The sequence below is a fragment of the Kribbella sp. C-35 genome (assembly GCF_046549195.1).
GTDB lineage: Bacteria > Actinomycetota > Actinomycetes > Propionibacteriales > Kribbellaceae > Kribbella.
This window is the reverse complement of record NZ_JAJPWG010000009.1, coordinates 201,044-226,677: the sequence shown is the minus strand read 5'-3', so window position 1 is coordinate 226,677 and position 25,634 is coordinate 201,044. Positions and strand designations below refer to the sequence as shown.

Here is a 25,634-nt window from a genome sequence, read left to right as displayed (position 1 = left end):
CAAAGACACCCCGTCCGGCCTGCCCCGCGCACGCCGCGCCACCAAACCCCTACCCTCGACCAGTTAACACAACCCGCTGTCCGACATGTCCCTTCACACCCTGTCCGACATGTCCCTTCACATCACACTCCCGAATCGGGCAGTATCGCTCCCCAGTTCACGCACAACGTCTCCCCAAACCGGTTTGGGGAGGCCTTCCACCAGGACGTGGTGGGAGGGGGAGGCCGAGGCGGACGGGACTGGGGTGGGCGCTGGAGTACAGGTTGGAGTACAGGTCGCAGTACTGAATGTTCGTGATGCGAGACGGGCTCGTCATGGTCCGGACATTGTGTGGCAGACTGCGAAACGTCATGAAGCACTATCGGGTGATTATTTCCTAGGCGCGCTCAGCCTGCTGTACCTGAGCGCGCAGACCTCTCGCACCTTGCGGGAGGTTTTTTGTTTGCCCGTATCGACGCCGCACACCCCTCCGGAAGGCCGACCCGCATGAGCATCTCGGACGATTTTCACGTGTACGACACGACTCTGCGCGACGGTGCGCAGCAGGAGGGTCTGGCGCTGTCCGTGGCCGACAAGATCGCCATCGCGCAGTACCTGGACGAGCTGGGGGTCGGCTTCATCGAGGGCGGCTGGCCGGGCGCCGTACCCAAGGACACCGAGTTCTTCGAGCGGGCGAAGACCGAGCTGCACCTGCGGCACGCGACGTTCGCGGCCTTCGGCGCGACCTGTAAGCCGGAGGCAGTGGCCGCCGACGACCCGCAGGTCGCCGCCCTGCGGGAGTCTGGCGCCGGCGTCGTCACACTCGTTGCCAAGAGCCACGACGCGCACGTCGAGCGGGCCTTGCGTACGACGCTCGACGAGAACCTCCGGATGGTCGCCGACACCGTCCGGCACCTGCGGGAGAACGGCCAGCGGGTGTTCCTCGACACTGAACACTTCTTCGACGGCTATCGCGCGAACCGCGCCTACGCGCTGGAGGTCGTACGAGTAGCCACCGAGGCCGGCGCCGACGTCGTCGCGCTCTGCGACACCAACGGCGGGACGTTGCCCCGGGAGCTCCAGGACGTCGTCCGCGACGTACTCGAATCGACCGGGGCCCGGCTCGGCATCCACTGTCACAACGACGCCGGCTGCGCGGTGGCGAACACGATCGCCGCCGTCGAGGCCGGCGTCACGCACGTCCAGGGCACGATCAACGGGTACGGCGAACGCACCGGGAACGCCGACCTGCTGGCGATCGTCGCCAACCTCGAACTCAAACGCGACCTGAAGCTGCTCCCGGAGGGCAATCTCGCCGAGTCGTTCCGGCTTGCGCACGCGATCGCCGAGGTGACGAACGTGCCGCCGTCGACCCGGCAGCCGTACGTCGGGGTGTCGGCGTTCGCCCACAAGGCGGGCCTGCACGCCAGCGCGATCAAGGTGGACCCGGATCTCTACCAGCACACGGATCCGGCGAAGGTCGGCAACGACATGCGGATGCTGGTGTCCGAGATGGCCGGCCGGGCGAGCGTCGAGCTGAAGGGCCGGGAGCTCGGGTTCGACCTCGGCAACGACCGCGACGTGGTCACCCGGGTGACCGAGCGGGTGAAGGAGATGGAGTCGCGCGGCTACACGTTCGAGGCCGCGGACGCGTCGTTCTCACTGCTGCTGACCGAAGAGGTGACCGGGAAGCGGGCGTCGTTCTTCGACGTCGAGTCCTGGCGCGTGATCACCGAGTCGCGGGCCGACGGCGAGGCCGTCTCGGAGTCGACGGTGAAGCTGGTCGCGGGCGGCGAGCGGGAGATCGTCACGGGGGAGGGCAACGGCCCGGTCAACGCGCTCGACCACGCGCTGCGGACGGCGATCGAGCGCGCGTACCCGGTGGTGAACAAGTTCGAGCTGGTCGACTACAAGGTCCGCATCCTCGATCAGGGCCACGGGACGGACGCGGTGATCAGAGTGCTGATCGAGACCGCGGACGGCGAGGGCTCGTGGGTGACGGTCGGGGTCGGCCACAACATCGTCGAGGCGTCCTGGGAGGCGCTGGTCGACGGCTTCACGTTCGGTCTGCTGCGCCACAAGGAGGTCGTCCGATGAGCCTGCTCGCTGTCGAACGCGCCGTCACGGTGTTCACCGCCGAGGTGGTCGAGACGGGCGGTCTGCTGGCGCGGATCGCCGTACTGCTCAATCCGTACGACGTCCGCGAGCTCGCCCTGTCACTGGACCGGGGCGAGCTGCGGATCGTCGTCGAAGGCAACGGTTTCGACGCCGGGCGGGTCGCCGCCCGGCTCGAGAAGGTGATCGGCGTCCTCGAGGTATCGATCAGCTAGTCGGCCAGCTAGTCGGCCAGGAGCCGCCGGGCAGCGGCCTCCGAGCAGACGCGAGCGCTGCCGAAGGTCTGGATCCAGCCGGCGAAGCCCGAGTAGTCGACGCCGGGCACGCCCATGTCGACGACGATCATGTCCGGATGCTGGCTCTGCAGTTCGCCGATCAGCTTCTCCTGCCAGTCGAAGCGATGGGCCCCTCGAACCAGCAGCACCACCTGGCTGTCGGCGCCGTACTCCGACCGGAACTCCCCGACTCCGGCCCGAGCCATTCCGGGCCCGTTGTACGTCGCCCCCGACAACCCGATGCTCTCGACAACCTTCCCGGCGTCGCGCAGCAGCTGCTCCACGCCCCACCCGGAGGACCCAGCAGCGGGGGAGTGCGTCGGCTCCAGCCGGATGATCAGTACGGCGTCACTGCGCACCCGCGGATCCCCGTGCGTCACGACGACTTGCTCGGCCAACCGCGCGCCCAACTCGTTGTCTCGCTCCGCCACATCCGCCTTCGGTCGCGTCCCGAGCCGAGCCAGTCGCTCGTTCGCGCTCTCCAACCGCTCCAGCGGCAACCGCCCGCTCTCGACAGCATCGACCAACGCAGCCGCCGCCACATCCACGTCGTCGAGGAACGCCCACGACCCTAGGCAGAGCGCGTCGGCTCCGGCCTCGATCGCCCGTACGGCGGCCTCCGGCAACGGCGCCACGTCCGCGATCCCGTACATCTCGAGCGCATCGGTGATCACCACCCCGTCGTACCCGAGCTCGCCCCGCAGGATGTCGGTCAGCAGCACCTTGCTGATCGTCGCCGGTACGTCGTCGACCTGCGGCACCATGTCGTGCGACACCATGATGCTGTCGACGCCCGCCTCGATCGCCGCGCGGAACGGATCGAGATAGCTCGCCAGCAACTCCTCCCGCGAAACGTCGACCAGCGGCGTCGCGAGATGCGCGTCGGTCCCGCTCATGCCATGCCCCGGATAGTGCTTCGCACACGCACTGACTCCAGCCGCCTGCAGCCCCGACACCCAGGCGGCCGTATGCCGGCTGACAAGTGAGCGATCCGATCCGAAGCAACGAATCCCGTTCGGGCTCAGCGGGTTGACCGCGGTGTCGACCGCCGGCGCCAGGTCCCAGTCGATCCCGGCCTCGACCAGCGACAACCCGATCTGGTACGCCGCCTGCCGGGTCAATTCGACGTCGTTCAGCTCACCCAATGCGCGGTTACCCGGCATCGAAAACCCACCGAGGTCGGCGATCCGACTGACATCACCGCCTTCCTCGTCGATCGACAGCAGCACGTGGTCGCGCAGACCGTGCAACTGCGCGGCCAACTGCCGGAACTGCGGCCCGTCGACGGTGTCCCTGCCGAAGATCACGAACCCGCCGAGACCGGCGTCGATCCGGGACGGCACCCAGTTCGGCACCTTCGGCCGGCCGAGCGCGGGGAACAGCACACCATGGGCGAGCCGCTGCAGCTCTGAAGTCACAACATCCTCCTGAAGGGGGTTCAGCCTTTGACCGCGCCGGCCGTCATCCCGCCGACCAGCCGGCGCTGGATCAGCAGGAAGACGATCAGCACCGGGAGCGAGAAAATCGCCGACGCCGCGATGGTGGCGCCGTTGTCGATGCCGTCGGAGGTCTGGAACGAGACCAGCCAGACCGGCAGCGTGTAGTTGTTCTGCGACTTCAGGAACACGTAGGCGAACAGGTAGTCGTCCCACGCGCTGATGAAGGCGAAGATCGAGGTGGCCACGATGCCCGGCGCGAGCAGCGGGAGCTGGATGTGCCAGAACGCGCCGAACCGGCCGCAGCCGTCGACCATCGCGGCCTCTTCGAGCTCCAGGGGGATCCCGGCCACGAAGCCGCGCAGGGTCCAGATCGTGAAGGGCAGGACGAACGTCATGTAGGTGATGATCAGTCCGGGCACGAAGTCGATCGCGCCGACCGACCGCAGCATCAGGTAGAGCGGGATCACCATCGCCGAGCCGGGCACCATCTGGACCAGCACCAGCCCGACGAGGAACGCGCGGCGGCCGAGAAATCGGAACCGGGCCAGCGCGATCGAGGCGCCCAAGGCAACGATCAGCGCGATCAGCACGGTCGACACCGAGACCAGCAACGAGTTGCGGACGTAGTGCAGGAACGGCCCGTGCGTCAGTGCCGTATGGAAGTTGTCCAGGCTCAGCGGCCAGGGGATGAACTCCGGCGTCGCGGACAAGATCTTCCCGGGCTGCTTCAACGCGGTCGCGAACATCCAGTAGACCGGGAAGATCACCACCAGCGAGACCAGTACGGCGATCGTGTTCGGTACTGCGCGCTTTCTCCTCATGCGATCGCCTCGTCCTGCGCGAACAACCGCCGTACATAGAGCACGGACAGTACGGCGAGCAGCAGCACCGTGATGATCGCGATCGCCGCGCCGCCGCTGTAGTCGTTGCGGGTAAACGCCTCGAGGTACGAGTAGACGCCGAGTGTCGTCGTACCGCCGTCCGGGCCGCCCTGCGTCAGCACCCAGATCGGCGTGAACGAGTTGACCGACCAGATCACTTCGAGCAGCACGAGTACGGCGAGCACCGGGCCGAGGATCGGCATCGTGACGTGTCGCGCCACGTTCCACCGCCCGGCGCCGTCCAGAGCAGCCGCTTCGTAGAGATCACCGGGGATCTGGCCCATCGCGGCGTACAGGGTCAGCGCCACGAACGGCAGACCCTTCCACACGATCAGCGCGATGATCAGGGACAACGCCTGGCTCGGCGACGAGAACCAGTCGTGCGCGGAGAAGTCGCCGAAGATCTTGAGCTGCGTGATCACCCAGTTCAGGACGCCGTACTGCGGCTCGAACAGCCAGCGCCAGATCATCGTCGCCGACACCATCGGCATCGCCCAGACCAGAACCAGGCAGACCGACAGCATTACCCGCGCCCACCCCGACACCTGCATCAGCAGGGACGCCAGCAGGAAGCCGATCACCATCAGGCCGCCGACGCAGGCGACGCTGACGATCAACGTCCGCAGCAGCGTGAACCAGAAGTCGCTGTCCGCCAGCACCCGGGTGAAGTTGTCGAGGCCGACGAACGGAGCCTCCCCGGTGAACAGCGACCGCGGCCCGAAGTCCTGCACCGACAGCCAGATCAGCCGTACCAGCGGATAGCCGAGGACGGCCGCGAACGCGATCACCGCCGGTCCGATCAAGCCGTACGGCGTGAGCCGCGCGAGCCGATGGCCGCGCACCGGAAGGTCGGTGCGCGGCGGCGTTACCGGTGCGGTCTCCGGCGCCTGGGTCAGCGAGGTCATCGGCCGTCAGCGCTGTCCGGACTGGGCGTTGAACGCTTCGGTCGCGTGCTTGTCGTACTCCTGCGCGGACTTCGCGATGTCGGCGCCCTTGGCGATCTTCGAGAAGAACTGCTCGTTGTAGCTCTCGGTCTCCAGAGTCGCCTCACCCGGCGTGGCCGGCAGCGCCTGGCTGACCGTCGCCGCCTGGGCGCCGAGCTTCAGCACCTCGGGAACGTTGCCCGTCGGCAGGAAGGCGGTGACGACCGGGAGTTGGTGGATCGTCCGGGTCATCGTCTGCTGGAACGTCTTGCCGGTGATGATCTTCAGCCAGTCGACGGCCATGTCCTTGTTCGGGCTGTTCTGCGCGATGCCGATCGTCGAGCCGGCCACGATCACCGGCAGCGGCCTGCCCGCCTCGTAGCCGGGCATGATGAAGTACCCGGCGTCCGCGGCGGCCTTCGCGTTCTTCTCGGCGACCGCGCCGGGCTCCCACGCCTTGACGTAGATCATCGCGGCCTTCTGGTCGGCGAAGACCTGGTCCTGATCAGGGCTGTCGGTATCGGCGCCGATCGAGGACGGCGTCGAGCAGGCGTTCTGGAACTTCTTCCACTCCGCGAGGCCGGCCTGATTCTCCGCGCTGCTCATCTGCGCGGTCCATTTGTTGTCCTTGTCGGTGGCGATCGTCCCGCCTTTGCCGAAGAGGAACGGCATCCCGGCGAACCAGTACTGGCCGGGCATGTAGAAGGCCGAGAAGTTCGGCGTCGAGGTGTGCGCCTTGGCCAGCTTCCCGCAGTCGGCGATCAGCTCGTCGACGGTCGCCGGCGGATTGGCGATGCCCGCGGCGGCGAACATCTTCTTGCTGTACATGACGACTTTCGTTCCGCCGTACAGGGGAGTGGCGTAGAGCTTGCCCTGGTACGTCGACGGTCCGGCGAGGCCGGCGAGCCACTGGTCGGACGACTCGAACTCGCCCTTCTTGTCCGTCAGCTCGGCCAGGGCTCCGGACGCGGTCAGCATCGGGGTCTGGGTGTTGCCCATCTCGACGATGTCCGGCGGGTTGTCGGAGGCGAGCGCGGTGGTCAGCTTGGTGACGATGTTGTCCCACTGCTGCACCTCGACGGTCACCTTGACGTCGGGGTACTTCTCGTTGAACTGCTTGGTGACGTCGTTGATGATCGTCTTGTCGCCGGGGCCGCCGGTCATCATCCAGACGGTCAGCTTGTTCGTCGGTGCGGCCTTGCTCGGACCGGAGCCGCCGCAGGCGGCCACGCTGAGCGATATCGATGCGAGGAGAGCCAAGGTCTTCCAGGGCTTCATGAGAGTTCCTCTTCGTCTGATGGGTCGACAGCGCAGCGGTCCAGCTGGGCCACGACACCGAGGGCGGACGTAGTGATCGAGGCGACCTGGTGGCGGGCCACCCCGATCGCGGTGTAGTAACCACTCAGGGCGGCGGCCATCGCACCCAGCAGGCCGCCCGAATCCCCGAGCACAGACCGGCGCAGATCGCTGTGTACGCCGACCGTCTCGTACGTCTCGGCGCTCACCGTCTCCAGGACGGAGTCGCTGAACGCACCGGAGAAGCCGCCGGTGAAGACCACCGTGATCGGCTCGTAGGCCAGGGCAACGATCGACACCAGATGCAGCAGCGCCTCGTGGATCTCGTCGACCAGGCCGCCGAAGCGGTCCGGTGCGGCGAAGACCTCGTCGGCCTTCCTGAGTCGGTGACCGGCTTCGTGCGCGAGAGCGAGCAAGCCGGCGCCGGACAGCAGGTCCCGTAGCCGTTCCTTGCGACCCGGCAGCCGCAGCCGGCCGAACTCGCCGAGCAGACCCTCGGGTCCCGCGAGTACCTGCCGGTTGAAGGCGACCGCCGAGCCGAGACCAGTGCCCAGGCTGAGCAGGACGACGGTCTCATCCCGGGGCAACTCGCCGTAGTGCAGCTCACCCAGCAGCGCCAGGTTGGAGTCGTTGTCGATGATCGTCGGTACGCCGAGCTCCGCGGCGACCGTCTCGACGAAGGTGGTGCCGAGGATCTGCGGCAGGTTGAACGCGCCGACCACGCGATCCTTGGTGGAGGCAACGACACCGGGCAGTCCGATCGCCACGGACGTGAGCGGTACGCCGTCGCCGTACCGCTCGACCAACCCGAGGACGCGGGTCGCGATCCAGGACGCCAGCTCGGCGGCGCCCAGATCCCGCGGTGTCTCGTCCCGGCAGCGGATGATCGCCGTACCGATGCCGTCGGCGATCACCATCCGGCAGTAGGTGCCGCCGAGGTCGATCCCGCACACCAACCCGGACAGCGGGTTGAACCCGAGTGCGGCTCCCGGCCGGCCCGGGCCTTCCCGGACGATCTTGTGCTGCTCCAGGGCCAGCCCGTCGGCGAGCAGGTCGTCCACGATCCGGGCCACGGTCGCCCAGCTGAGTCCGGTCTGCTCGACCAGTTGCCGCCGGTCGATCCCGACCCCTGACAGCAGCGCGGCGATGATCGCCCCGCGGTTCGCCGTCCGGGGACCTTGTGCCATCTTCGTCATTTATTCTCACGGTGAATAGAATTGGTTGAGCTGAGACGTTAGTCCGGTCCGCCGCGCCGTGTCCAGGGATTCCGGAAAGTGGTCGCCGTGCCGTTGGCGGCTCCAATGACAGCCTGAACTGATCAGTCTGGACTGATGAGTTATGGTGGGCGGTATGGAGATATCGGCGTCCGCGGCGCGTGCGGCCAGTGAGGTGCGGGTCGTCTTCGGCCGGGTCAAGCGACAGCTGAAGGCGCTCGCGGAAACCGATGACCTGACGCCGTCGCAGTCGTCGGTCCTGAGCCGGCTGGACAAGGACGGGCCGGCGTCGGCGAGCGAGTTGGCGGCGGCGGAGCGGATCCGGCCGCAGTCGATCGCGGCGATCCTGGCCGCGCTGCGTGCGGCCGATCTGGTCCAGCGGCATCCCGATCCCGAGGACGGGCGGCGGCAGGTCGTGTCGCTGACCACGGCCGGGCGGCATCGCCTGCAGGGGGATCGCAAGGTCCGGCAGGAATGGCTGGCGCGGACGTTGCAGGATCACTGCACGGAGGCCGAGCGGCAGGACATCATCAGGGCGCTCGCGCTGCTGGACCATGCGATCGAGGCGGCGACGCGGCGTTGACCCAGCGCTTCGACCGGCATCTGATCGCACCGATGCTCGTCGGGTCGATCCTGAACCCGATCAACTCGTCGATGCTCGCGGTCGCGCTGATCCCGATCGGCGCCGCGTTCGGCGTACCGCCGTCGCAGACCGCATGGCTCGTCACCGGCCTCTACCTGGCCACCGCGGTCGGTCAGCCGGTGATGGGCCGACTCGTCGACCTGTTCGGGCCGCGGCCGCTCTACCTGTTCGCCACCTCGCTCGTCGGCCTGGCCGGTCTGCTCGGTGCGCTGGCCCCCAACCTCGGCGTACTCGTGGTCTCGCGCGTCCTCCTCGGACTCGGTACGTCGGCGGCGTACCCGGCGTCGATGTCCTTGATCCGCAGCGAAGCCGATCGAACCGGGATGGACACTCCTGCCGCCATCCTCAGCAGCCTGTCGATCGCGAACCAGGTGATCGCGGTGATCGGGCCGACGCTGGGCGGACTCCTGATCGGGCTCGGCGGCTGGCATCTGATCTTCACGATCAACGTCCCGCTGTCGGTGATCTGCGTGGTCCTCGGCACGCTCTGGCTGCCGCGGCGCCCACGCTCGCGAGGCGTCGGCGGACTCGACTACGTAGGCATTGTGTTGTTCGCCGGCACGTTGGTCTCGCTGATGTTCTTCCTGATGCAGCCGCGGGTCTCGCGCTGGTACCTGCCGGTGCTCGCGCTCGTCCTGGGTACGACGTTCGTGATCGCGCAGCTGCGGGTCGTGGCGCCGTTCATCGACTTGCGCGTACTGGGCGGCAACCGGCCGCTGATCCTGACCTACGCGCGGCAGGTGCTCGCGTTCGTCGGCGCGTACTCGTTCCTCTACGGCTTCACCCAATGGTTGGAGGAGGCCCGAGGGTTGGGTGCGTCCTCCGCCGGACTGCTTCTGTTGCCGCTATCGCTGGCGGCGGTAGTGATCACTGCGTTGACCGGTCGGCGGGCGGCGATCCGCAGCAAACTCGTTGCCGGAGGCCTCTTCCTGTTGATGGCTGCGCTGGCCCAGGTGTTCGTCGGCCCTCGGACGCCGATCTGGGTACTCGCGGTGGTTGGGGTCATCGCGGGTGTGCCGCAAGGCCTGAACAACCTGGCCAACCAGACAGCCCTTTACCAGCAGGCCGATCCGGCCCGGATCGGCTCGTCCGCCGGCCTGCTGCGAACCTGCGTGTACGTCGGCGCCCTCATCTCCGCCGCGGCGAACGCCCACTTCTTCCAGTACGGCGCAACCACGGCCGGACTGCACGACCTGGCGATCTTCCTGCTCGTCGTCGCCGGAATGCTCCTGCTGGTCACCTTCCTCGACCTACCCGAATAGAGAGGTTCATCCGTGCCTGTCACCACCCTTGACCCGAAGACCGCCCTCGTCGTCATCGACCTGCAGAACGGTGTCGCCGTCCTGCCCGGTGCACCGCATCCCACCGCGGAACCAGTATCGGCGTGGAGTCGACCGCGCGAGCGGCGTACGAGCACGGCTATCACGTCACCCTTGCCACCGACGCCATGACCGACCTGAGTGCGTCCGCCCACGAGAACTCGCTGAACTGGATCTTCCCGCGGCTGGGGGAGACCGGCTCGACGGCCGAGATTCTCGCTGTGCTCGGATAAGTTCGGATCAGTTCAGATAGGAAGGTTTACTAATAGTTGTTGGCCGGTTAGCTTACTGTCACCGCCCCGATACGAGGAGGCAGCATGCCCCGCCCACTCCTTTTGGTCCTCACTCTCACGCTCGTCGCCGCGTCCGCCGTACTGGTGACCGCTCCGCCCAGTACAGCGGCCGGTCCGACACTGTCCGCGTTCAAGCATCCCGGAGTACTTGTCGACAAGGCGCAGCTCGACTTCGCCCGCCAGCAGGTCCAAGCCGGAGCACAACCGCAGACGGCGGCGTACGACGCGATGAAGGCGAGTTCGTACGCTGCCTTGTCGTACACCCCGAAGCCGCGCGCGATCGTCGAGTGCGGTTCCAATTCGAACCCGAACTACGGCTGCTCGGACGAGCGCAACGACGCACTGGCGGCGTACACGCACGCGCTGCTCTGGTACATCACCCGCGACGACCGCTACGCCAAGAAGTCGATCCAGATCATGGACGCATGGTCCGCCGTACTGCGAGATCACACGAACAGCAACGCGCCGCTGCAGACCGGTTGGTCCGGTGCGTCGTTCTCCCGCGCCGGCGAGCTGATCAAGCACACGTACGGCGGGACCTGGGCGCAGCGCGGGCGCTTCGAGGCGATGCTGCGCACCGTGTACCTGCCCGAGGTGCGCAACGGCGCCGGGTGCAAGAACGGCAACTGGGAACTGATCATGACCGACGCCGCGATCGGGATCGCGGTCTTCCTCGACGACCACGCGGCCTTCGACAAGGCCGTCAGCATCTGGCGCGGCCGGCTACCCGGGTACGTCTACGAGACGACCGACGGCTCCTACCCGAAGGCGCCGTCGACGTGTCCCTCCAAGGAGACCCGCGACGAGATCATCGACTACTGGCAAGGCCAATCGACGTTCTCGAACGGCCTCGCCCAGGAGACCTGCCGCGACTTCGGCCACACCGGCTGGGGCCTCACCGCCGCGACCCACGTCGCCGAAACCGCGTACCACCAAGGCGTCGACCTGTACGCCGAAGCAGGCAAGCGACTCACCGACGGCTTCTACTTCCACACCCGCCTGGAGAACGGCGCGGCCACCCCGTCGAACCTCTGCGGCGGCACGGTGAAGAAGGGCCTCGGAGCGGTCACCGAGATCGTCTACAACCACTACCACAACCGCCTCGGCCAGGAGATGCCCACAACGCTGCGCTACACCGAATCCAAACGCCCGGCCGGCGCCAACTACTTCTTCGCCTGGGAGACCCTCACCCACGCCAACAACCCCCGCTGACCAATCTCCTCGACTGCTGGGTGTCGGCGACGCTCCAGGACTAGCATCGCAAGCATTCCGAGTCCGAGGAGGGGGACTATGTCGCTGACTGATCGCGAACAGTCGGAAGTCGAGGGGGCCAACGCGTCCGGCAAGCAACCTGTGGTGTTCATCCACGGTCTCTGGCTGCTGTCCAGCAGCTGGGACCGTTGGCGCCGGCTGTTCGAGGAGAACGGCTACAGCACCATCGCGCCTGGCTGGCCGGACGATCCCGAGACGGTGGCCGAGGCGCGCGACCACCCCGAGGTGTTCGCGCGCAAGATGGTCCAGGCCGTCACCGATCACTACCTGGAAGCGATCGGCGGCCTGGACCGCAAGCCCGCCGTCGTCGGGCACTCGTTCGGCGGGCTGATCGCGCAGAAGATCGCCGGTGCAGGTGCGGCCGCCGTCACCGTGTCGATCGATCCGGCGCCGGGTCGCGGCGTACTGCCGTTGCCGCCGTCCGCGTTGAAGGCCGGCTCGCCGGTGCTGGGGAACCCGGCGAACGCCCGCCGATCGGTGACGCTGACGTTCGACGAGTTCAAGTACGGCTGGGCGAACAACCTCGACGAGGAGGAAGCCCGGCAGTTGTACGACGAGTTCCATGTCGCGGCGTCCGGCGTACCGATCTTCCAGGCGGCGGTGGCGAACCTGAACCCGTTCAGCGAGACCAAGGTCGACTACAAAGCGGACAACCGCGGTCCGATCCTGCTGGTGTCGGGGGAGAAGGACCACACGGTGCCGCATGCGATCACGCATGCGGCGTACAAGCAGCACACGAAGAACACCGGCATCACCGAGTTCGTCGAGCTGCCCGGTCGCGGTCACTCGCTGGTGATCGACCACGGCTGGGAAGAGGTCGCGCTCACCACCCTCGACTTCATCCGGAAGTACGCAGCCTGAGGTGGAAGGCCCGCGGAGCGGCGAGTTGCACCGCGGGCCCTCCGGTCTCGGGTCAGTCCCAGCTGAGTCCGCTGGCGGACTGGTACTCGATGACGCGGGTTTCGAAGAAGTTCTTCTCCTTCTTCAGGTCCATCACCTCTGACATCCATCCGAACGGATTGCGCGTTTCACCGAAAATCGGTTCGATACCAATTTGTTCTGCTCTGCGGTCCGTGACGAAGTGCATGTACTGCTCGCACAGGTCCGCGGTCAGGCCGAGCATGCCGTTGGGCATGGTGGCGCGGCCGTAGGCGACCTCCAGCTCGCACGCCTCGGTCAGCATCTGCCGGACCTCGGCCTGGAACGCGGTCGTCCACAGGTGCGGGTTCTCCTGCTTGATCTGGTTGATGCAGTCGATGCCGAAGTTCAGGTGGATCGACTCGTCGCGCAGGATGTACTGGTACTGCTCGGCGATCCCAACCATCTTGTTCCGCCGGCCGAGCGACAAGATCTGCGCGAACCCGGTGTAGAACCACATCCCCTCGAACACCACGTAGAACGCGATCAGGTCGCGGAGGAACACCGTGTCCGCTTCCGGCGTACCGGTGCGGAAATCCGGGTCCTCCAGGTGCTGCGTGTACTTGAGCGCCCACGCGTCCTTGTCGGAGATCGACGGCACCTCGCGGTACATGTTGAACAGCTCGCCCTCGTCGAGACCGAGGGATGTACAGATGTACTGGAACGTGTGCGTGTGCACGGCCTCCTCGAACGCCTGGCGGAGCAGGTACTGACGGCACTCGGGGTTGCTCAGCTGGCGGTAGACGGCGAGCACGATGTTGTTCGCGACCAGGGACTCCGCGGTGGCGAAGAACCCGAGGTTCCGCTTCAGCATCAGCCGCTCGTCGTCCGTGAGGCCGTCCTTCGACTTCCAGAGTGAGATGTCGGCTTGCATCGACACCTCGGTCGGCATCCAGTGGTTGTTGCACCCGGCAAGGTATTTCTCCCAGGCCCACGTGTACTTCAGCGGCAGCAGCTGGTTCACGTCCGCGCGGGAGTTGATCATCGCCTTGTCGGTGACCTGCACGCGGGATGCGCCCACGGTGATCTCGCTCAGTCCGGTGGTCACTGGCAGGCCTCGCAGTCGGGGTCGTCAATGGAGCAGACCGCTCCGGTCGGTTCAGGAATGGACACGGGTACGGCGTTGAGCCGGCCGTCGGTGCCCTTCAGCGTGGACTTCTCGACATGGGTCGCTGACTGGGAACGCAGGTAATAAGTCGTCTTGAGGCCATAACGCCAAGCTGACCGGTAAAGCTCGTCGAGCGCCCGGCCGGACGGCTTCGCCATGTAGAGGTTCAGCGACTGCGCCTGGTCGATCCACTTCTGCCGCCGCGACGCGGCCTTCACCAGCCAGAGCGGGTCGATCTCGAACGCCGTCGCATACAGCTCGCGCAGGTCGGCCGGGATCCGCTCGATCCCCGCGACCACGCCGTCGTGGTACTTCAGGTCCGACACCATCACCTGGTCCCACAGCCCGCGCGCCTTCAGATCGGCGACCAGGTACGGGTTGGCGACGGTGAACTCTCCGGACATGTTCGACTTCACGAACAGGTTGCTGTACGTCGGCTCGATCGACTGGCTCACGCCGCAGATGTTGGAGATCGTCGCGGTCGGCGCAATCGCCATCACGTTCGAGTTCCGCATGCCGTCACGCAGGACCTTCGCGCGCAGACCGTCCCAGTCGAGTTGCGTGTCGCGGTCGATGATGACGTCACCGTCGCGCGCGGTGTGCAGCAGGTCGAGCGAGTCGATCGGCAGGATCCCCTGGCTCCACAGCGATCCGTCGTACGTCGAGTAGCGGCCGCGCTCGGCGGCGAGATCGCTGGACGCCTCGATCGCGTGGTAGCTGATCTGCTCCATCGAGCGGTCCGCGAACTCGACCGAGGCGTCGGACGCGTACGGGATCCGCAGCGTGAACAACGCGTCGGCGAACCCCATCAGGCCGAGGCCGACCGGGCGGTGCCGCTGGTTGGCGCGCTCCGATTCCGGAGTGGTGTAGAAGTTCACGTCGATGACGTTGTCGAGCATCCGCACCGCGGTCTTCACGGTGTCTCGGAGCAGGTCGGCGTCGAGCCCGTCCTCGGTCAGATGGGCGACCAGGTTGACCGAGCCGAGGTTGCAGACCGCGGTCTCCTCGACGGTGGTGTTCAGGGTGATCTCGGTGCACAGGTTCGACGAGTGGACGACGCCGTCGTGCTGCTGCGGCGAGCGCAGGTTGCAGGCGTCCTTGAAGGTGATCCACGGGTGCCCGGTCTCGAACAGCACGGTCAGCATCCGCCGCCACAGGTCAACGGCCTTGACCCGCTTGAACACCCGGATCTCCCCGCGATCAGCAGCCGCCTCGTACCGCGCGTAGGCCTCGGCGAACGCCGCGCCGTACAGATCGTGCAGATCCGGCACCTCGTTGGGGGAGAACAACGTCCACTCCCCACCGGCCTCCACCCGCTGCAGAAACAGGTCCGGCACCCAGTTCGCCGTGTTCATGTCATGCGTACGCCGCCGCTCGTCACCGGTGTTCTTCCGCAGATCGAGAAACTCCTCGACATCGATATGCCACGTCTCGAGATACGCACACACCGCGCCCTTCCTTTTTCCGCCCTGATTCACAGCTACAGCTGTGTCGTTGGCGATTTTGAGGAAGGGGACTACGCCTTGGGACTCGCCGTTGGTGCCGCGGATGTGGGCGCCGATGCCGCGGACCGGGGTCCAGTCGTTGCCGAGGCCGCCGGAGTACTTGGCGAGCAGAGCGTTGTTGCGGATGCCGGTGAAGATGCCGGACAGGTCGTCCTCGACCGTGGTCAGGAAGCATGACGACAGCTGCGGCCGGGTGGTGCCGGAGTTGAACAGCGTCGGCGTTGACGACATGAAGCGGAACGAGCTGAGCAGCTCGTAGAACTCGATCGCCCGCGCCTCGCGGTCGTCCTCGCGCAGCGCCATCCCCATCGCGACCCGGAGGAAGAACGCCTGCGGCAACTCGTACCGCACCTTGTCGAGGTGCAGCAGGTACCGGTCGTAGAGCGTCTGCAAACTGAGGAAGGTGAAGTTCAGATCGGCCTCGGGCTTGATCGCCGCGGCGAGCCGGTCGAGGTCGAAGCGGCCGAGCTCGGGATCGAGCTGGCCGGCCTCGATACCGGTCTGGATGTAGCGCGGGAAGTAGTCGACGTACGCGGTGCTCATGTCGGCCTGACTGGCCTGCCGGGGCTCGCCGTGGACGCGGCCCAGCGCCTCGCGGCGGATCTGGTCCAGCAGCAGGCGGGACGCGGCGAAGCTGTACTGCGGCTCGGTCTCGACGTACGACCGCGCGGCCATCACCAGCGCGAGCTCGACCTCGTGGTGTGCGATGCCGTCGTAGCAGGCGCCGAGGGTCTCGTTCAGGATCAGTTCGGGGTCGACCGCGTCGAGTCCGGAGGCGCCCTCGGCGACGATCACCCGGAGCCGGTCGACGTCGAGCGGGGACCGGCTGCCGTCGGCCGCGCGGACGGTCAGCGCCGGCTTCTCGGTGACGCCGGTCGGGTCGGCGGCGGTGCGGGCCTTGGTCCGCTCCTCGCGGTACAGCACGTAGGCGCGGGCGACCTGGTGCTCGCCGGCGCGCATCAGCGCCAGCTCGACCTGGTCCTGGATGTCCTCGACCTGCACGCTGCGGCGCGTGTCGCCGCGGCTGGTCAAGGCGGTGACGACCCGGCCGGTCAGGTCGGCGACCAGGTCACGGACCCGGTGGGTGGCGCCCGCGTCGGCGCCCTCGACGGCGAGGAACGCCTTCGTCACGGCGACGGAGATCTTGCCGGCGTCGAACGGCGTACTGCTGCCGTCGCGGCGGATGACGGTCAGTTCTGTTCGAAGGTCCCCCCAAACAGGTGATGCAGCCACAGATGATGAGGAAGCAATGGTCACAGGTGTGCGCTCCAGAAGAGTTCGGTGACCCGGGACCACGCGAGCGGGCGCATGACGGGACCGGCAGCACCGGCCGGGGAACACTGCCGTCCGCCCTGCGACCCACCCGCGAGATCTCGGACCGCGTGCACCGGCGGTGCACGCACCGGTGGCAGGTATCCGGGCTCGCGGACACGCCTCGACAGCACGTCCACACACCGTTGCGGGGCAGCTCCGGATTCGCACCGGATTCCCCTGTTGCCTCGGAATGATCAACATCTTGTGGTGCCAACCGCTCCGAACCACCAGTAGTAGTGATGCTAGGTGGGAAGATCTATATCTTGTGGGAGCGCCACGCCGCGTGTCGCACATCTTGTGGTCCTCACGCTGCGACCGCGTAGAGATCCTGGAGTGTCATGATCTCCGAGCCATGATGGATCAGCTCGCGATTCAGTCGCAGGACCACGTGGCCGAACGGCTCGGCGGCGTCCAGTTCGTTCGCCTGGCTCAGGCCGATCGTCATCGCGGCGTCCTCGTCCAGACCGGCGATCGCGTCCTGCCAGGCCTCGACCCAGTAGGTCAGCCAGGCGACCGCGTCCCGGGCGTTGCCGTGCAGCGTGATGTCGGCCCGCCCCTGCCGGCTCTCGCCGAACGTCCACTCCCAGCGCTCGAAGAACATCTCGGTCAGATGCGCGATCAGCCAGGCGATCGTCCGCGGTCCGCGATGGTCCGGCTCGTCCGGCCACTGCGCGACCCACTCGCCGGACCCGAGCGGCCGGAACCGCCCGGTGTAATGCCGCCGTACGACGGTGAGCGCCTCGCTGCCCGGTCGCCAGAAGTACTGCTCGTCGGTCAGTTGGGCGAGCCGCCCGGACAGCACCATCCAGCTGAAGCCGAGCTGGCCGCGGACCATCGCCATCGCCGACGGCCGGTGCAGGATGTCCCAGTCGAACGCCTCCGGCATCACAACTCCCCTGTACGATCGAACATATGTTCGAATTCTTGCTCGATCGCAACCAGAAAGTCAAACCCCCTAGTGTGTCGGTTCTGGCCTTGCCGGGACCGGTCTGCTAGGCGGCTCGATCCGGGTGTCCGCGGCCGGACTCGCGAAGCGACGCTCCAGCAAGGTGAACGCGTCGATCAGCTCGGGCGCCTCGTAGACGCGGTTCCGGCGCCCGTCGGTGAGCTCGCGCAGGATGCCGGTCTCGACCAATCGGGCGAGGCCCTGGTTGGCGGCCTGCTGGGAACGGTCGATGAGCTGGGCCGCGGCCGCGAGCGTCAGCACGGGCGCGGCGGGCAGTGCCTCGATCAGGAGTTCGGCCGCGGAGCCGGCGCGGACCGGCGCCGCGCGTTCCCGCCATTCCGCCTTGAGGTCGGCCGCGGTCTGCTCGAAGCGTGCGGCTTCGGCGGTCGCGTGCGTGCAGGCCTTCGCGAACATCCCCAGCCACGGATTCGCGGCTGCGCGGGCCTTCGCGGTCGTCGCGCGTCCGACGTACCGGAAGGCGGTCAGTGCTTCGATGTAGTCCGCGGCGTGGGTGGCGAGCGAGAGCGAGACCGGCGGCACGGTGCGCGTGATGAGGCCGTCGGCGCGCAGGATCAGGTGGATCAGCGCGCGCCCGGTTCGGCCGTTGCCGTCGGCGAACGGGTGGATCGTCTCGAACTGCGCGTGCGCGATCGCGGTCTTCGCCAGCACCGGCAGCCCCGACTCGCGGACGAACGTCATCAGGTCCGCGAGCAGATCGGGAATCAGCTGCGCCGGCGGCGGCACGTAGTACGCCTCGGCGGGGGAGCGGCCGCCGATCCAGTTCTGCAGGTACCGGATCTCGCCGCCGTACTCCGGGTGCGGCGACTGCGCCATCAACCGGCGATGCGCCTCGAGCAGATGGTCGACCTCGAGCTTGTCGCCGGCCTGGACGGATTCGGTCACCCACGTCATCGCGTCGACCGCGCCGAGCACCTCCTCGGCGGTCACGTCGCGACTGCGATCCCGCAGTACGTCGGCCTTCAGCAACCTGTGCGCGCCGACGACGAGCCCCTCGATATGCGACGACCCGACCGCTTCGGCGCGCAGCAGCAACCGCGCCAACGCCTCGCTGTTCGTCAGTACGGCGGCAGTCGCGTCGAGGCGGGCCAGATCGCCGGCGGCGTCCTCGAGCAGTGCGAGTACGTCGTCGGACAGGTCGAACTCACGCCCGACCAGCGGGTCGGGGAAATACAGCTCGTACGACCCGCCCAGGCGCTCCGCCCGGGTGAACCCGTCGGGGTGCCCGGGCCAGCGATGCAACTCAACCCGTGCCATACTCTTATTCAAGCTTATCCACAAACCTTGAACAAGACCTGTGGATAAACAACCTGGATTGAACCCGGTGATGGGGAGACTGCTGGTTGTGACTCTGGACGCTCAGACGCAGCAGATGGTGGCCGCCAATCAGGCCGACTGGAACGCCCGCGCGCCGCTGCATGCGGCGAGCGACTTCTACGACCGGCCCGCGGAGTTCTGGTTCGCCGACTACGAGTGGGAGGATCTCGGTCCGCTCGACGGTCGCGACGTACTGCATCTGCAGTGTCATCTGGGGACCGAGACGATCGAGTTCGCACGACGGGGTGCCCGGACCAGTGGGCTCGACCTGTCGGAGAAGTCGCTGGAGGCCGCGCGGCGGATCGCGGCTGAGGCGGGCGTCGAGGTCGACTACGTGCACGCCAACGTGTACGACGCCTTGGATGCGGTCGACGGCCGGCAGTTCGACATCGTCTACACCGGCAAGGGCGCGCTCTGCTACCTGCCCGAACTGAAGCAGTGGGCCGAAGTCGTCCGCGATCTGCTCAAGCCTGGCGGCGTCCTCTACATCGTCGAGTTCCACCCGCTGCTCAACGCGCTCCGTGAGGTCTCCCTACCCGGCGAATCCGAGGACCTCCTACTCCGCGCCGACTACCTCGAAGGCCGCGGCCCGATCGCCCACGACTCCACCGTCACCTACACAGGCGACGAAGTCCCCGGCCGCCAGACCAGCTACGAATGGCGCCACGGCCTAGGCGAAATCACCACGACCCTCGCCGACGCAGGCTTCCAACTCACCACCCTCCGCGAGTCCGAAGTACTCCCGTGGCCCCGCTGGCCATCGATGCAACAGACCCCGCACGGCTGGTGGCGCCTTCCGGACACCGCCCCTCGTATCCCACTCCTCTTCGCCCTGAAGCTCACGAAGCCATGAGCCGCGCAGAACGCGAGCAGGACCTGATCACCTACTACTCCAACGAGATCCAGGCTCGCGTCGACCGCGACCTCCCCGAGCCGCGAGTAGCCCGGCGTACGGCGTACTCGACCAACTCCGCGCCGAAGGACGCGACACCGTCCTCGAACTCGGCTGCGGTCCCGGCCGCGACGGGGAGGCGATCGCCGCGGCCGGTTTCACCCACACCGGCGTGGACCTCTCGCCGGCCAGTGTCGACGCCTGCCGTGAGCTGAGCCTGCACGCGGAGGTCGCATCAATCCTGGACCTGCCGTTCGAGGACGCCACGTTCGATGCCGGCTGGACGATGAGCACGTCTAGGAGGACGGCAAGGGCTACGGGCCCGGCCGGTTCTTCAGCATCCGTAGCGACGAGGGACTGCGCGAAGTGCTTGGCCGGTACGGCGTGGTGGAGCAGTGGATGACCTGGGACGACGACCGCGTCATGCACTACCAGTGGGCACTGCTCCGGCTCAAGGCGTGCTAGGGACGGCAGCGCAACAGTACGTATACGTCCACTGGGGTGAAGCGCTCGGTCAGCTGAGCGCCAGAGCCGACTCGTCGAGGTGACTCATCCTGTCGAACTGCAGATCCACTGGTCCGCCGGGTCGACTTGGGGAGTGCTACCTACCCGAAATGGGCGGGAAACCTCCCCCACCCGGCTAGTGGCGCTTTCTGGGGCCGCGGATTGCGACGTAGAGCAAGGAGACGCCTAAGGCTGCGACGATCGGGCCGACCGTTGCCCAGAGGGTGCTGCCGGTCATCGAGCTGCCCTTGAGGTACCCGAGGCCTTGCAGCGTCCATACCCCACCGATCGCGACGAGCAGTACGGCGAACGCGATGGCGACGATCTTTCCCATGCAGGGAGGTTAGCGGAGTAGCTCGTCGCAGAGGGTCGTTAGTTGTCGGCGGAGTGGGCGGGCGCGGTCGGCGAAGGTGCGTTGGGCGGCGGTGTACTCCGCTTTGCCTTCGGGGGTTTCGATGCGCACGGGGGAGTAGCCGAGGGGGGCCAGATCGTACGGCGATGCGCGCAAGTCGAGGGTGCGGATGTCGCGGGCGAGCTCGAAGCAGTCCAGGAGCAGTGAGCTGGGCGTGAACGGCATCAGCTTGGTTGCCCACTTGTAGAGGTCCATGTTCGCGTGCAGGCAGCCGCCCTGTTCCAGCGCGGGCTGGGATTCGCGGTCGGGCTGGAGCGTGTTCAGCGGCCGGGCAGGGGTCGTGAAGAAGCGGAACGCGTCGAAGTGCGAACAGCTGATCTTGTGCGACTCCACGACCTGGTCGGTGCCCTCGGCACCTAGCCGGAGCGGCCAGGACGCGTGCCGTACGTCGGGGGTCCGGTAGACCATCGCCCACTCGTGCAGACCGAAGCACCCGAACTGGGCCAGCCGATCGAGCGTGGACGCGAGCAGCCGGCGGATCCACGTGATGCTGTCCGCGCGGCGTTCGATCTCGGCCGGATCGAGCGTGGCGGTCCCGTCCACGACGACGTACCCGCGCCGATCGCCGTAAGCAGCCGCATCTTCCAAGAAGATCCCGGGCCCCGGGTGCCAGACGCGGAGCTGGTTCGGTCGCGTCGGGTAATAGGTGAAGAGGAAGTCCTCGACCGGATGCGCCTCCCGCCGGCGCCGCCGTTCGAGGTGGTCCGCCAGCAGTACGTCGACGCGCGCGGCGTGATCCTCGGCGTACGACGACCACTCGGCGAAGGGCAGTGTGATGCTCATAGGTCCAAGGCGAACGCGTGCAGATCGACGCCCGCGATTGGGGACCAATCACGTTCGGGCAGGCGGACGAAGCCGAGGCGTTCGTAGATGCGGTGCGCCGTGGTCATGTAGTCGGCGCTGCTCATGACGATTCGCCGCTGCCCGAGCTCACGCGTTCGCGAGATGCAGCGCTCGGTCAGCGCGGTCCCGACTCCAAGGCCCCGCGCCCGACCGGCGACGCCGAGCATCCGGAACTCACCCTCGTCGTCGCGCCCGATCTCGCGGTAGACCGAGCCGACAGGACAGTAGGTAACAGTGCCCAGCAGACCGGACGAGTCAGCCGCGACCCACAGCTCCGCCTTCGCGGCCCGGTCCGCGGCTGCACGGAGCGTCATCGCGTACTCACCCCGCACGAAGCCGTCGTGCGAGTACGCCTCCACGGTCAGCTCGCCGACAGCGTCGTACTCCGCCGGAACAGCCAGCCGGATCTCAACAGTCACCGCATAACTGTCTCATCTCGCGCCCCGGTAGGCTCGGCCCGTGCGTATCGCCAGATTCTCCGTGGACGACGAGCCGAAGTACGGCGTCGTCGAGACCGACGACCCCGAAGGGCTCGTCGGTACTGTCAACGTTCTCGACTCGGACCCGCTCTACCGGTCGGCGCAGTTCACCGGGGAGAAGCTGCAACTCGCGGACGTCCGGCTGCTGGCGCCGGTGATCCCGCGCAGCAAGGTGGTCTGCGTCGGCCGCAACTACGCGGCGCATGCCGCCGAGCTCGGCAACGACGTACCGCAGCAGCCGATGATCTTCCTGAAGCCGAACACCAGCGTGATCGGCCCGCGGGACGGCATCGTCTACCCGGAGCAGACCAACGACCTGCACTTCGAGGGCGAGCTGGCGATCGTGATCGGCCGGATCTGCCGGGACCTGCCCAAGGAGCGGGTCAACGAGGTGATCTTCGGCTACACGATCGCGAACGACGTGACCGCGCGCGACCTGCAGAAGAGCGACGGCCAGTGGGCCCGGGCCAAGGGGTACGACACGTTCTGCCCGCTCGGCCCGTGGATCACCACCGAGCTCGACGCGTCCGACCTGCGGGTCAGCACTGAGCTGAACGGTGAGCCCAAGCAGGACGGGCGGACGTCCCAGTTCATCTTCGACATCCCCGAGGTACTGGCATACATCACCTCCTTCACCACGCTGCTGCCCGGTGACGTGGTGCTGACCGGCACCCCGGCCGGCGTCGGCCCGATGCTGCCCGGTGACGAGGTCTCGGTCAGCATCGAAGGAATCGGAACCCTGACGAACAAGGTGATCGTGCGTGACTGACGCCGTACTGGGCGACCTGGAACCGAGTGCCGTCAGGGTCCGGTTCCCACCGTCCCCGACCGGCCTGCTGACTGTCGGCAACATCCGCAGCGCCCTGTTCAACTGGGCCTTCGCCCGCCACTTCGGCGGCAAGCTCGTGCTCCGCATCGAGGACACCGACACGGCCCGGAACACTGCCGAGGGCTACCGCTACACATACGACGCCCTGCGCTGGCTCGGCCTGACCTGGGACGAAGGCCCCGAGGTCGGCGGTGACTTCGGTCCGTACCTGCAGTCCGAGCGGATGGAGCTGTACGCCGACGTCGTCGCGAAGCTGATGGCGGCCGGCAAGGCGTACCACTGCTACTGCTCGCAGGAGGAGCTCGACCAGCGCCGCGAGGCCGCCCGCACGGCCGGCCAGCACAGCGGGTACGACGGCCACTGCCGCAACCTCTCGCCCGAGCAGGTCCAGGCGTACGTCGACGAAGGCCGGCGGCCCGTGGTGCGGCTGCGGATGCCGGACCACCCGATCGTCTTCGACGACCTGGTCCGCGGCGAGATCACGTTCCTGCCGGAGAACCTCGGCGACTACGTCCTGGTCCGCGCGAACGGCTACCCGCTCTACCCGCTGGTGAACCCGGTCGACGACGCGCTGATGGAGATCACCCATGTGCTCCGCGGCGAGGACCTGCTGCCGTCGACACCGCGCCAGATCGCCCTGTACGAGGCGCTCGCGGACATCGGGGTCGGCAGCGGCCGGACGCCGCGCTTCGGGCACCTGCCGTTCGTGATGGGCGAGGGGAACAAGCGGCTGTCCAAGCGGGACAAGGGATCCGGGCTGACGGAGTACGTCGACCGCGGGTTCCTGCCCGAGGGGCTGCTGAACTACCTGGCGCTGCTCGGCTGGTCGATCGCCGAGGACCGCGACGTGTTCACGATGGCGGAGATGGTCGAGGCGTTCGACATCCGCAAGGTGAACTCGAACGCGGCCCGCTTCGACCCGAAGAAGTGCGAGGCGATCAACGCCGCCCACATGCGGCTGCTCCCGCAGGAGGAGTTCGCGCAGCGGATGATCCCGTTCCTGGCCAAGTCCGGGGTACTTCCGGAGCAGCCGTCCGAGGAGCAGCTCGCGGTGCTGCGGGCCGCCGTACCGCTCGTGCAGGAGCGGATGGACACACTCTCGGAGTCCGACGAGATGCTCGGGTTCCTGTTCGTCTCCGAGGACCTGTTCACGGTCGATCCGGACGCCGCCGCGAAGGTGCTGACCGGTGACGCGAGCGCCGTACTGGACGCCGCGGCCAAGGCGCTTGCAGATGTGGAGTGGACGACCGAGGCGATCGAGGCCGCGCTGCGGGCGTCGCTGATCGACGGGCTCGGGCTGAAGCCGAAGAACGCGTTCGGCCCGGTCCGGGTGGCGATCTCCGGCCGCCGGATCTCGCCGCCGCTGTTCGAGTCACTGGAACTGCTCGGGCGGGAGAAGTCCCTGCGCCGGCTCGAACGCGCCCGCCGTACGACGTGATGAGCAAGCAGACCACGCCGTACCAGCGGCTGCTCGACAACGACGTCACGCCGCGCGCGTTCGTCGTCCTCGGCTCGTTCACGATCCTGGTCGGCTGGATGATCTCCGGGGTCGTCATCCAGGGCGTGCAACTCTCGATCCACAAGGACCCGGAGGGGACGCTGTCCTGGTTCGGGTTGCTGTGCATCAACCTGACCCTGATCACCCTGATCCCGCTGTCGGTGCTGATCGCGCGGGCGTTGAACAAGCAGACCCCGGGCCTGCTGTCCTCGGTGGTCGGCCGGCTGCGATGGCGTCCGCTGGCCTGGTTCGCGCTGGTCTCGGTCGTGCTCGAGCTGGTGGCGTTCACGATCATCCAGGTCTTCGACGTCCCGCTCGCCACCGGGGAACGGCACGGCGGCGGCGTGGCGCCGGACGCGCTCGCGGTCATCGCGATCACGCTGCTGACCTCGCCGATCCAGGCCGCGGGGGAGGAGTACTTCTTCCGCGGGTACCTGCTGCAGGCCGTCGGGTCGTTCGTGCGGAGTTCGCTGGTGGTCGTGATCGTCACCGGGGTGCTGTTCACCGCGGCGCACGGGATCTGGCCGTGGCAGAGTCCGGCGCTGTTCGTCGACCGGCTCGCGTTCGGTCTGGTCGCGGGGCTGCTCGTGATCCGGACCGGCGGTCTGGAGGCCGGGATCGCGTCGCATGCGATGAACAACGTGGTCACGTTCGTGTTCGCGGCGCTGACCGATACGGTCTCGGCGAGCTTCGGCGTGAAGGACGCGCCCTGGCCGCTGGTGACGATCGACGTGGTGAAGTTCGCCGCGTTCGGCGCGATCGCGTGGTGGATGACCGGGCGGATGAAACTCGCCGCGACGTCCGAGCTGCCGCTGTCCGCGGTGCCGGTCGGCCCGGGACGGGTGTGACGGGAGTGACAACCCGCCGCGTGGGGGCCCGTTTTGCTGTCCGGTCCCTGCCTCGGGTAAGCTCTCCGAGCCGGGTTGATGAGGGCGGAAACAAACTCTCAACCCAGTGAAATGCCTTTGGGGTATGGGGTAATTGGCAGCCCGTCTGATTCTGGTTCAGTTAGTCTAGGTTCGAGTCCTAGTACCCCAGCGGATTGGACCGCACCGGTGAAAATCGGTAGAGTTCAACCTCGTTGCCCGGCCCGTGAGGACCGGATGACACACCTCTGGCCCCGTTGTGTAGCGGCCTAGCACGCCGCCCTCTCAAGGCGGTAGCGCGGGTTCGAATCCCGTCGGGGCTACCAGAGTCGAGCGCCTCCCATCACTCGGTGGGAGGCGTTTTCGTTTCTCCGGCCGCGCATGGTCAGCGTGAAGCGGGCACCGCAGCCGGGAGCTTCACCAGCGGTCAACGTGCCGTCGTGGCCGTGAGCAATTTCCTGCGCGATAGCCAGTCCGAGTCCCGCTCCGCCGGCGTCGGGCGGGCGCGGCGATCGCAGTGCTCGTTCTGCTCCTGC

The 25,634-nt window shown here is 67.3% G+C and carries 26 protein-coding genes, 2 tRNA genes and 1 riboswitch; of the genes, 15 read left to right on the top strand and 13 right to left on the bottom strand.

Features of this window, described 5'->3' with window-relative positions:
• Positions 1-486: 486 nt before the first annotated feature.
• Both cimA and ACLJOO_RS42080 read left to right on the top strand, forming a co-directional pair.
• Positions 487-2,076: a citramalate synthase gene (gene cimA, locus ACLJOO_RS42085; RefSeq protein ID WP_410793904.1), complete on the top strand. Its 1,590-nt coding sequence runs from the start codon at positions 487-489 to the stop codon at positions 2,074-2,076.
• Complete coding sequence (locus ACLJOO_RS42080) at positions 2,073-2,309, top strand: hypothetical protein (RefSeq protein ID WP_410793902.1); 237 nt, start codon at positions 2,073-2,075, stop codon at positions 2,307-2,309. Before cimA ends, ACLJOO_RS42080 begins: the two co-directional genes overlap by 4 nt.
• Positions 2,310-2,317: 8 nt before the next feature.
• Here the strand turns inward: ACLJOO_RS42080 and ACLJOO_RS42075 are convergent, their stop codons facing one another.
• From ACLJOO_RS42075 to ACLJOO_RS42055, 5 genes are read right to left on the bottom strand one after another with little or no spacing between them, the layout of a single operon-like run.
• The gene (locus tag ACLJOO_RS42075) at positions 2,318-3,787 is read right to left on the bottom strand and encodes a glycoside hydrolase family 3 protein (protein ID WP_410793900.1); all 1,470 of its coding nucleotides are present in this window, start codon (positions 3,785-3,787) and stop codon (positions 2,318-2,320) included.
• 20 nt (positions 3,788-3,807) lie between these two features.
• Positions 3,808-4,629 carry a carbohydrate ABC transporter permease gene (locus ACLJOO_RS42070; protein WP_410793898.1) on the bottom strand — a complete coding sequence of 274 codons (822 nt, stop codon included), beginning with the start codon at positions 4,627-4,629 and terminating at the stop codon, positions 3,808-3,810.
• Entirely contained in the window at positions 4,626-5,594 is a 969-nt protein-coding gene (locus tag ACLJOO_RS42065) for a carbohydrate ABC transporter permease (protein WP_410793897.1), read from the bottom strand. Before ACLJOO_RS42065 ends, ACLJOO_RS42070 begins: the two co-directional genes overlap by 4 nt.
• 6 nt (positions 5,595-5,600) lie before the next feature.
• The gene (locus ACLJOO_RS42060; RefSeq protein WP_410793895.1) at positions 5,601-6,890 is read right to left on the bottom strand and encodes an extracellular solute-binding protein; all 1,290 of its coding nucleotides are present in this window, start codon (positions 6,888-6,890) and stop codon (positions 5,601-5,603) included.
• Positions 6,887-8,104 (bottom strand): ROK family protein, encoded by a 1,218-nt coding sequence (locus ACLJOO_RS42055; protein WP_410793893.1) that lies wholly within the window; start codon positions 8,102-8,104, stop codon positions 6,887-6,889. The genes ACLJOO_RS42060 and ACLJOO_RS42055 overlap by 4 nt, the downstream gene beginning before the upstream one ends.
• 154 nt (positions 8,105-8,258) lie before the next feature.
• Between ACLJOO_RS42055 and ACLJOO_RS42050 the strand changes: the two genes are divergently transcribed.
• The 5 genes from ACLJOO_RS42050 (at position 8,259) to ACLJOO_RS42030 (ending at position 12,510) form a co-directional block, all read left to right on the top strand.
• Positions 8,259-8,705: a MarR family winged helix-turn-helix transcriptional regulator gene (locus ACLJOO_RS42050; protein ID WP_410793891.1), complete on the top strand. Its 447-nt coding sequence runs from the start codon at positions 8,259-8,261 to the stop codon at positions 8,703-8,705.
• Complete coding sequence (locus ACLJOO_RS42045) at positions 8,702-10,027, top strand: MFS transporter (protein ID WP_410793889.1); 1,326 nt, start codon at positions 8,702-8,704, stop codon at positions 10,025-10,027. The genes ACLJOO_RS42050 and ACLJOO_RS42045 overlap by 4 nt, the downstream gene beginning before the upstream one ends.
• Positions 10,028-10,149: 122 nt before the next feature.
• Entirely contained in the window at positions 10,150-10,317 is a 168-nt protein-coding gene (locus ACLJOO_RS42040) for an isochorismatase family protein (RefSeq protein ID WP_410793887.1), read from the top strand.
• A gap of 84 nt (positions 10,318-10,401) precedes the next feature.
• Positions 10,402-11,589 carry an alginate lyase family protein gene (locus ACLJOO_RS42035; RefSeq protein WP_410793886.1) on the top strand — a complete coding sequence of 396 codons (1,188 nt, stop codon included), beginning with the start codon at positions 10,402-10,404 and terminating at the stop codon, positions 11,587-11,589.
• A gap of 78 nt (positions 11,590-11,667) precedes the next feature.
• Entirely contained in the window at positions 11,668-12,510 is an 843-nt protein-coding gene (locus ACLJOO_RS42030; RefSeq protein ID WP_410793884.1) for an alpha/beta hydrolase, read from the top strand.
• Between the two features lie 52 nt (positions 12,511-12,562).
• Here ACLJOO_RS42030 and ACLJOO_RS42025 read toward each other — a convergent pair whose 3' ends face one another.
• The 4 genes from ACLJOO_RS42025 to ACLJOO_RS42010 form a co-directional block, all read right to left on the bottom strand.
• On the bottom strand, positions 12,563-13,630 hold the full coding sequence (locus ACLJOO_RS42025) for a ribonucleotide-diphosphate reductase subunit beta (protein WP_410793916.1): 1,068 nt from the start codon (positions 13,628-13,630) through the stop codon (positions 12,563-12,565).
• Positions 13,612-16,413: a ribonucleoside-diphosphate reductase subunit alpha gene (locus ACLJOO_RS42020; protein WP_410793883.1), complete on the bottom strand. Its 2,802-nt coding sequence runs from the start codon at positions 16,411-16,413 to the stop codon at positions 13,612-13,614. The genes ACLJOO_RS42025 and ACLJOO_RS42020 overlap by 19 nt, the downstream gene beginning before the upstream one ends.
• A 156-nt stretch (positions 16,414-16,569) precedes the next feature.
• Positions 16,570-16,738: riboswitch (cobalamin riboswitch) on the bottom strand.
• Between the two features lie 60 nt (positions 16,739-16,798).
• On the bottom strand, positions 16,799-17,380 hold the full coding sequence (locus ACLJOO_RS42015) for a DinB family protein (protein WP_410793881.1): 582 nt from the start codon (positions 17,378-17,380) through the stop codon (positions 16,799-16,801).
• A 69-nt stretch (positions 17,381-17,449) separates the two neighbouring features.
• On the bottom strand, positions 17,450-18,715 hold the full coding sequence (locus ACLJOO_RS42010; RefSeq protein WP_410793879.1) for a Fic family protein: 1,266 nt from the start codon (positions 18,713-18,715) through the stop codon (positions 17,450-17,452).
• An 88-nt stretch (positions 18,716-18,803) separates the two neighbouring features.
• Here ACLJOO_RS42010 and ACLJOO_RS42005 point away from each other — a divergent pair, with 88 nt between their 5' ends.
• Genes ACLJOO_RS42005 through ACLJOO_RS41995 form a run of 3 tightly spaced genes read left to right on the top strand, consistent with a single transcriptional unit; the run spans position 18,804 to position 20,070 of the window.
• Positions 18,804-19,628 (top strand): class I SAM-dependent methyltransferase, encoded by an 825-nt coding sequence (locus ACLJOO_RS42005; RefSeq protein ID WP_410793878.1) that lies wholly within the window; start codon positions 18,804-18,806, stop codon positions 19,626-19,628.
• Positions 19,625-19,882 (top strand): hypothetical protein, encoded by a 258-nt coding sequence (locus ACLJOO_RS42000; protein WP_410793876.1) that lies wholly within the window; start codon positions 19,625-19,627, stop codon positions 19,880-19,882. Before ACLJOO_RS42005 ends, ACLJOO_RS42000 begins: the two co-directional genes overlap by 4 nt.
• Positions 19,810-20,070 (top strand): methyltransferase domain-containing protein, encoded by a 261-nt coding sequence (locus ACLJOO_RS41995; protein ID WP_410793915.1) that lies wholly within the window; start codon positions 19,810-19,812, stop codon positions 20,068-20,070. The genes ACLJOO_RS42000 and ACLJOO_RS41995 overlap by 73 nt, the downstream gene beginning before the upstream one ends.
• Positions 20,071-20,307: 237 nt before the next feature.
• Here ACLJOO_RS41995 and ACLJOO_RS41990 read toward each other — a convergent pair whose 3' ends face one another.
• The 3 genes from ACLJOO_RS41990 to ACLJOO_RS41980 are packed head-to-tail and all read right to left on the bottom strand — an operon-like array spanning position 20,308 to position 21,845.
• A complete protein-coding gene (locus tag ACLJOO_RS41990; protein WP_410793875.1) occupies positions 20,308-20,505 on the bottom strand; it encodes a hypothetical protein in 198 nt (65 codons plus the stop codon).
• 9 nt (positions 20,506-20,514) lie between these two features.
• The gene (locus tag ACLJOO_RS41985; protein ID WP_410793874.1) at positions 20,515-21,366 is read right to left on the bottom strand and encodes a 3-methyladenine DNA glycosylase; all 852 of its coding nucleotides are present in this window, start codon (positions 21,364-21,366) and stop codon (positions 20,515-20,517) included.
• Positions 21,363-21,845: a GNAT family N-acetyltransferase gene (locus tag ACLJOO_RS41980; RefSeq protein ID WP_410793872.1), complete on the bottom strand. Its 483-nt coding sequence runs from the start codon at positions 21,843-21,845 to the stop codon at positions 21,363-21,365. The genes ACLJOO_RS41985 and ACLJOO_RS41980 overlap by 4 nt, the downstream gene beginning before the upstream one ends.
• Positions 21,846-21,885: 40 nt before the next feature.
• Between ACLJOO_RS41980 and ACLJOO_RS41975 the strand changes: the two genes are divergently transcribed.
• From ACLJOO_RS41975 to ACLJOO_RS41955, 5 genes are all read left to right on the top strand, one after another.
• Entirely contained in the window at positions 21,886-22,674 is a 789-nt protein-coding gene (locus tag ACLJOO_RS41975) for a fumarylacetoacetate hydrolase family protein (RefSeq protein WP_410793870.1), read from the top strand.
• Complete coding sequence (gene gltX / locus ACLJOO_RS41970) at positions 22,667-24,172, top strand: glutamate--tRNA ligase (RefSeq protein ID WP_410793869.1); 1,506 nt, start codon at positions 22,667-22,669, stop codon at positions 24,170-24,172. Before ACLJOO_RS41975 ends, gltX begins: the two co-directional genes overlap by 8 nt.
• Positions 24,172-25,080, top strand: a complete 909-nt coding sequence (locus ACLJOO_RS41965) for a CPBP family intramembrane glutamic endopeptidase (RefSeq protein ID WP_410793867.1) — start codon at positions 24,172-24,174, stop codon at positions 25,078-25,080. The genes gltX and ACLJOO_RS41965 overlap by 1 nt, the downstream gene beginning before the upstream one ends.
• Before the next feature lie 118 nt (positions 25,081-25,198).
• Positions 25,199-25,270: transfer RNA gene (locus ACLJOO_RS41960), tRNA-Gln, on the top strand.
• A gap of 78 nt (positions 25,271-25,348) precedes the next feature.
• Positions 25,349-25,424, top strand: a tRNA-Glu gene (locus tag ACLJOO_RS41955).
• Here ACLJOO_RS41955 and ACLJOO_RS41950 read toward each other — a convergent pair.
• A complete protein-coding gene (locus ACLJOO_RS41950; RefSeq protein WP_410793913.1) occupies positions 25,419-25,616 on the bottom strand; it encodes an ATP-binding protein in 198 nt (65 codons plus the stop codon). The genes ACLJOO_RS41955 and ACLJOO_RS41950 overlap by 6 nt on opposite strands.
• Positions 25,617-25,634 lie beyond the last annotated feature (18 nt).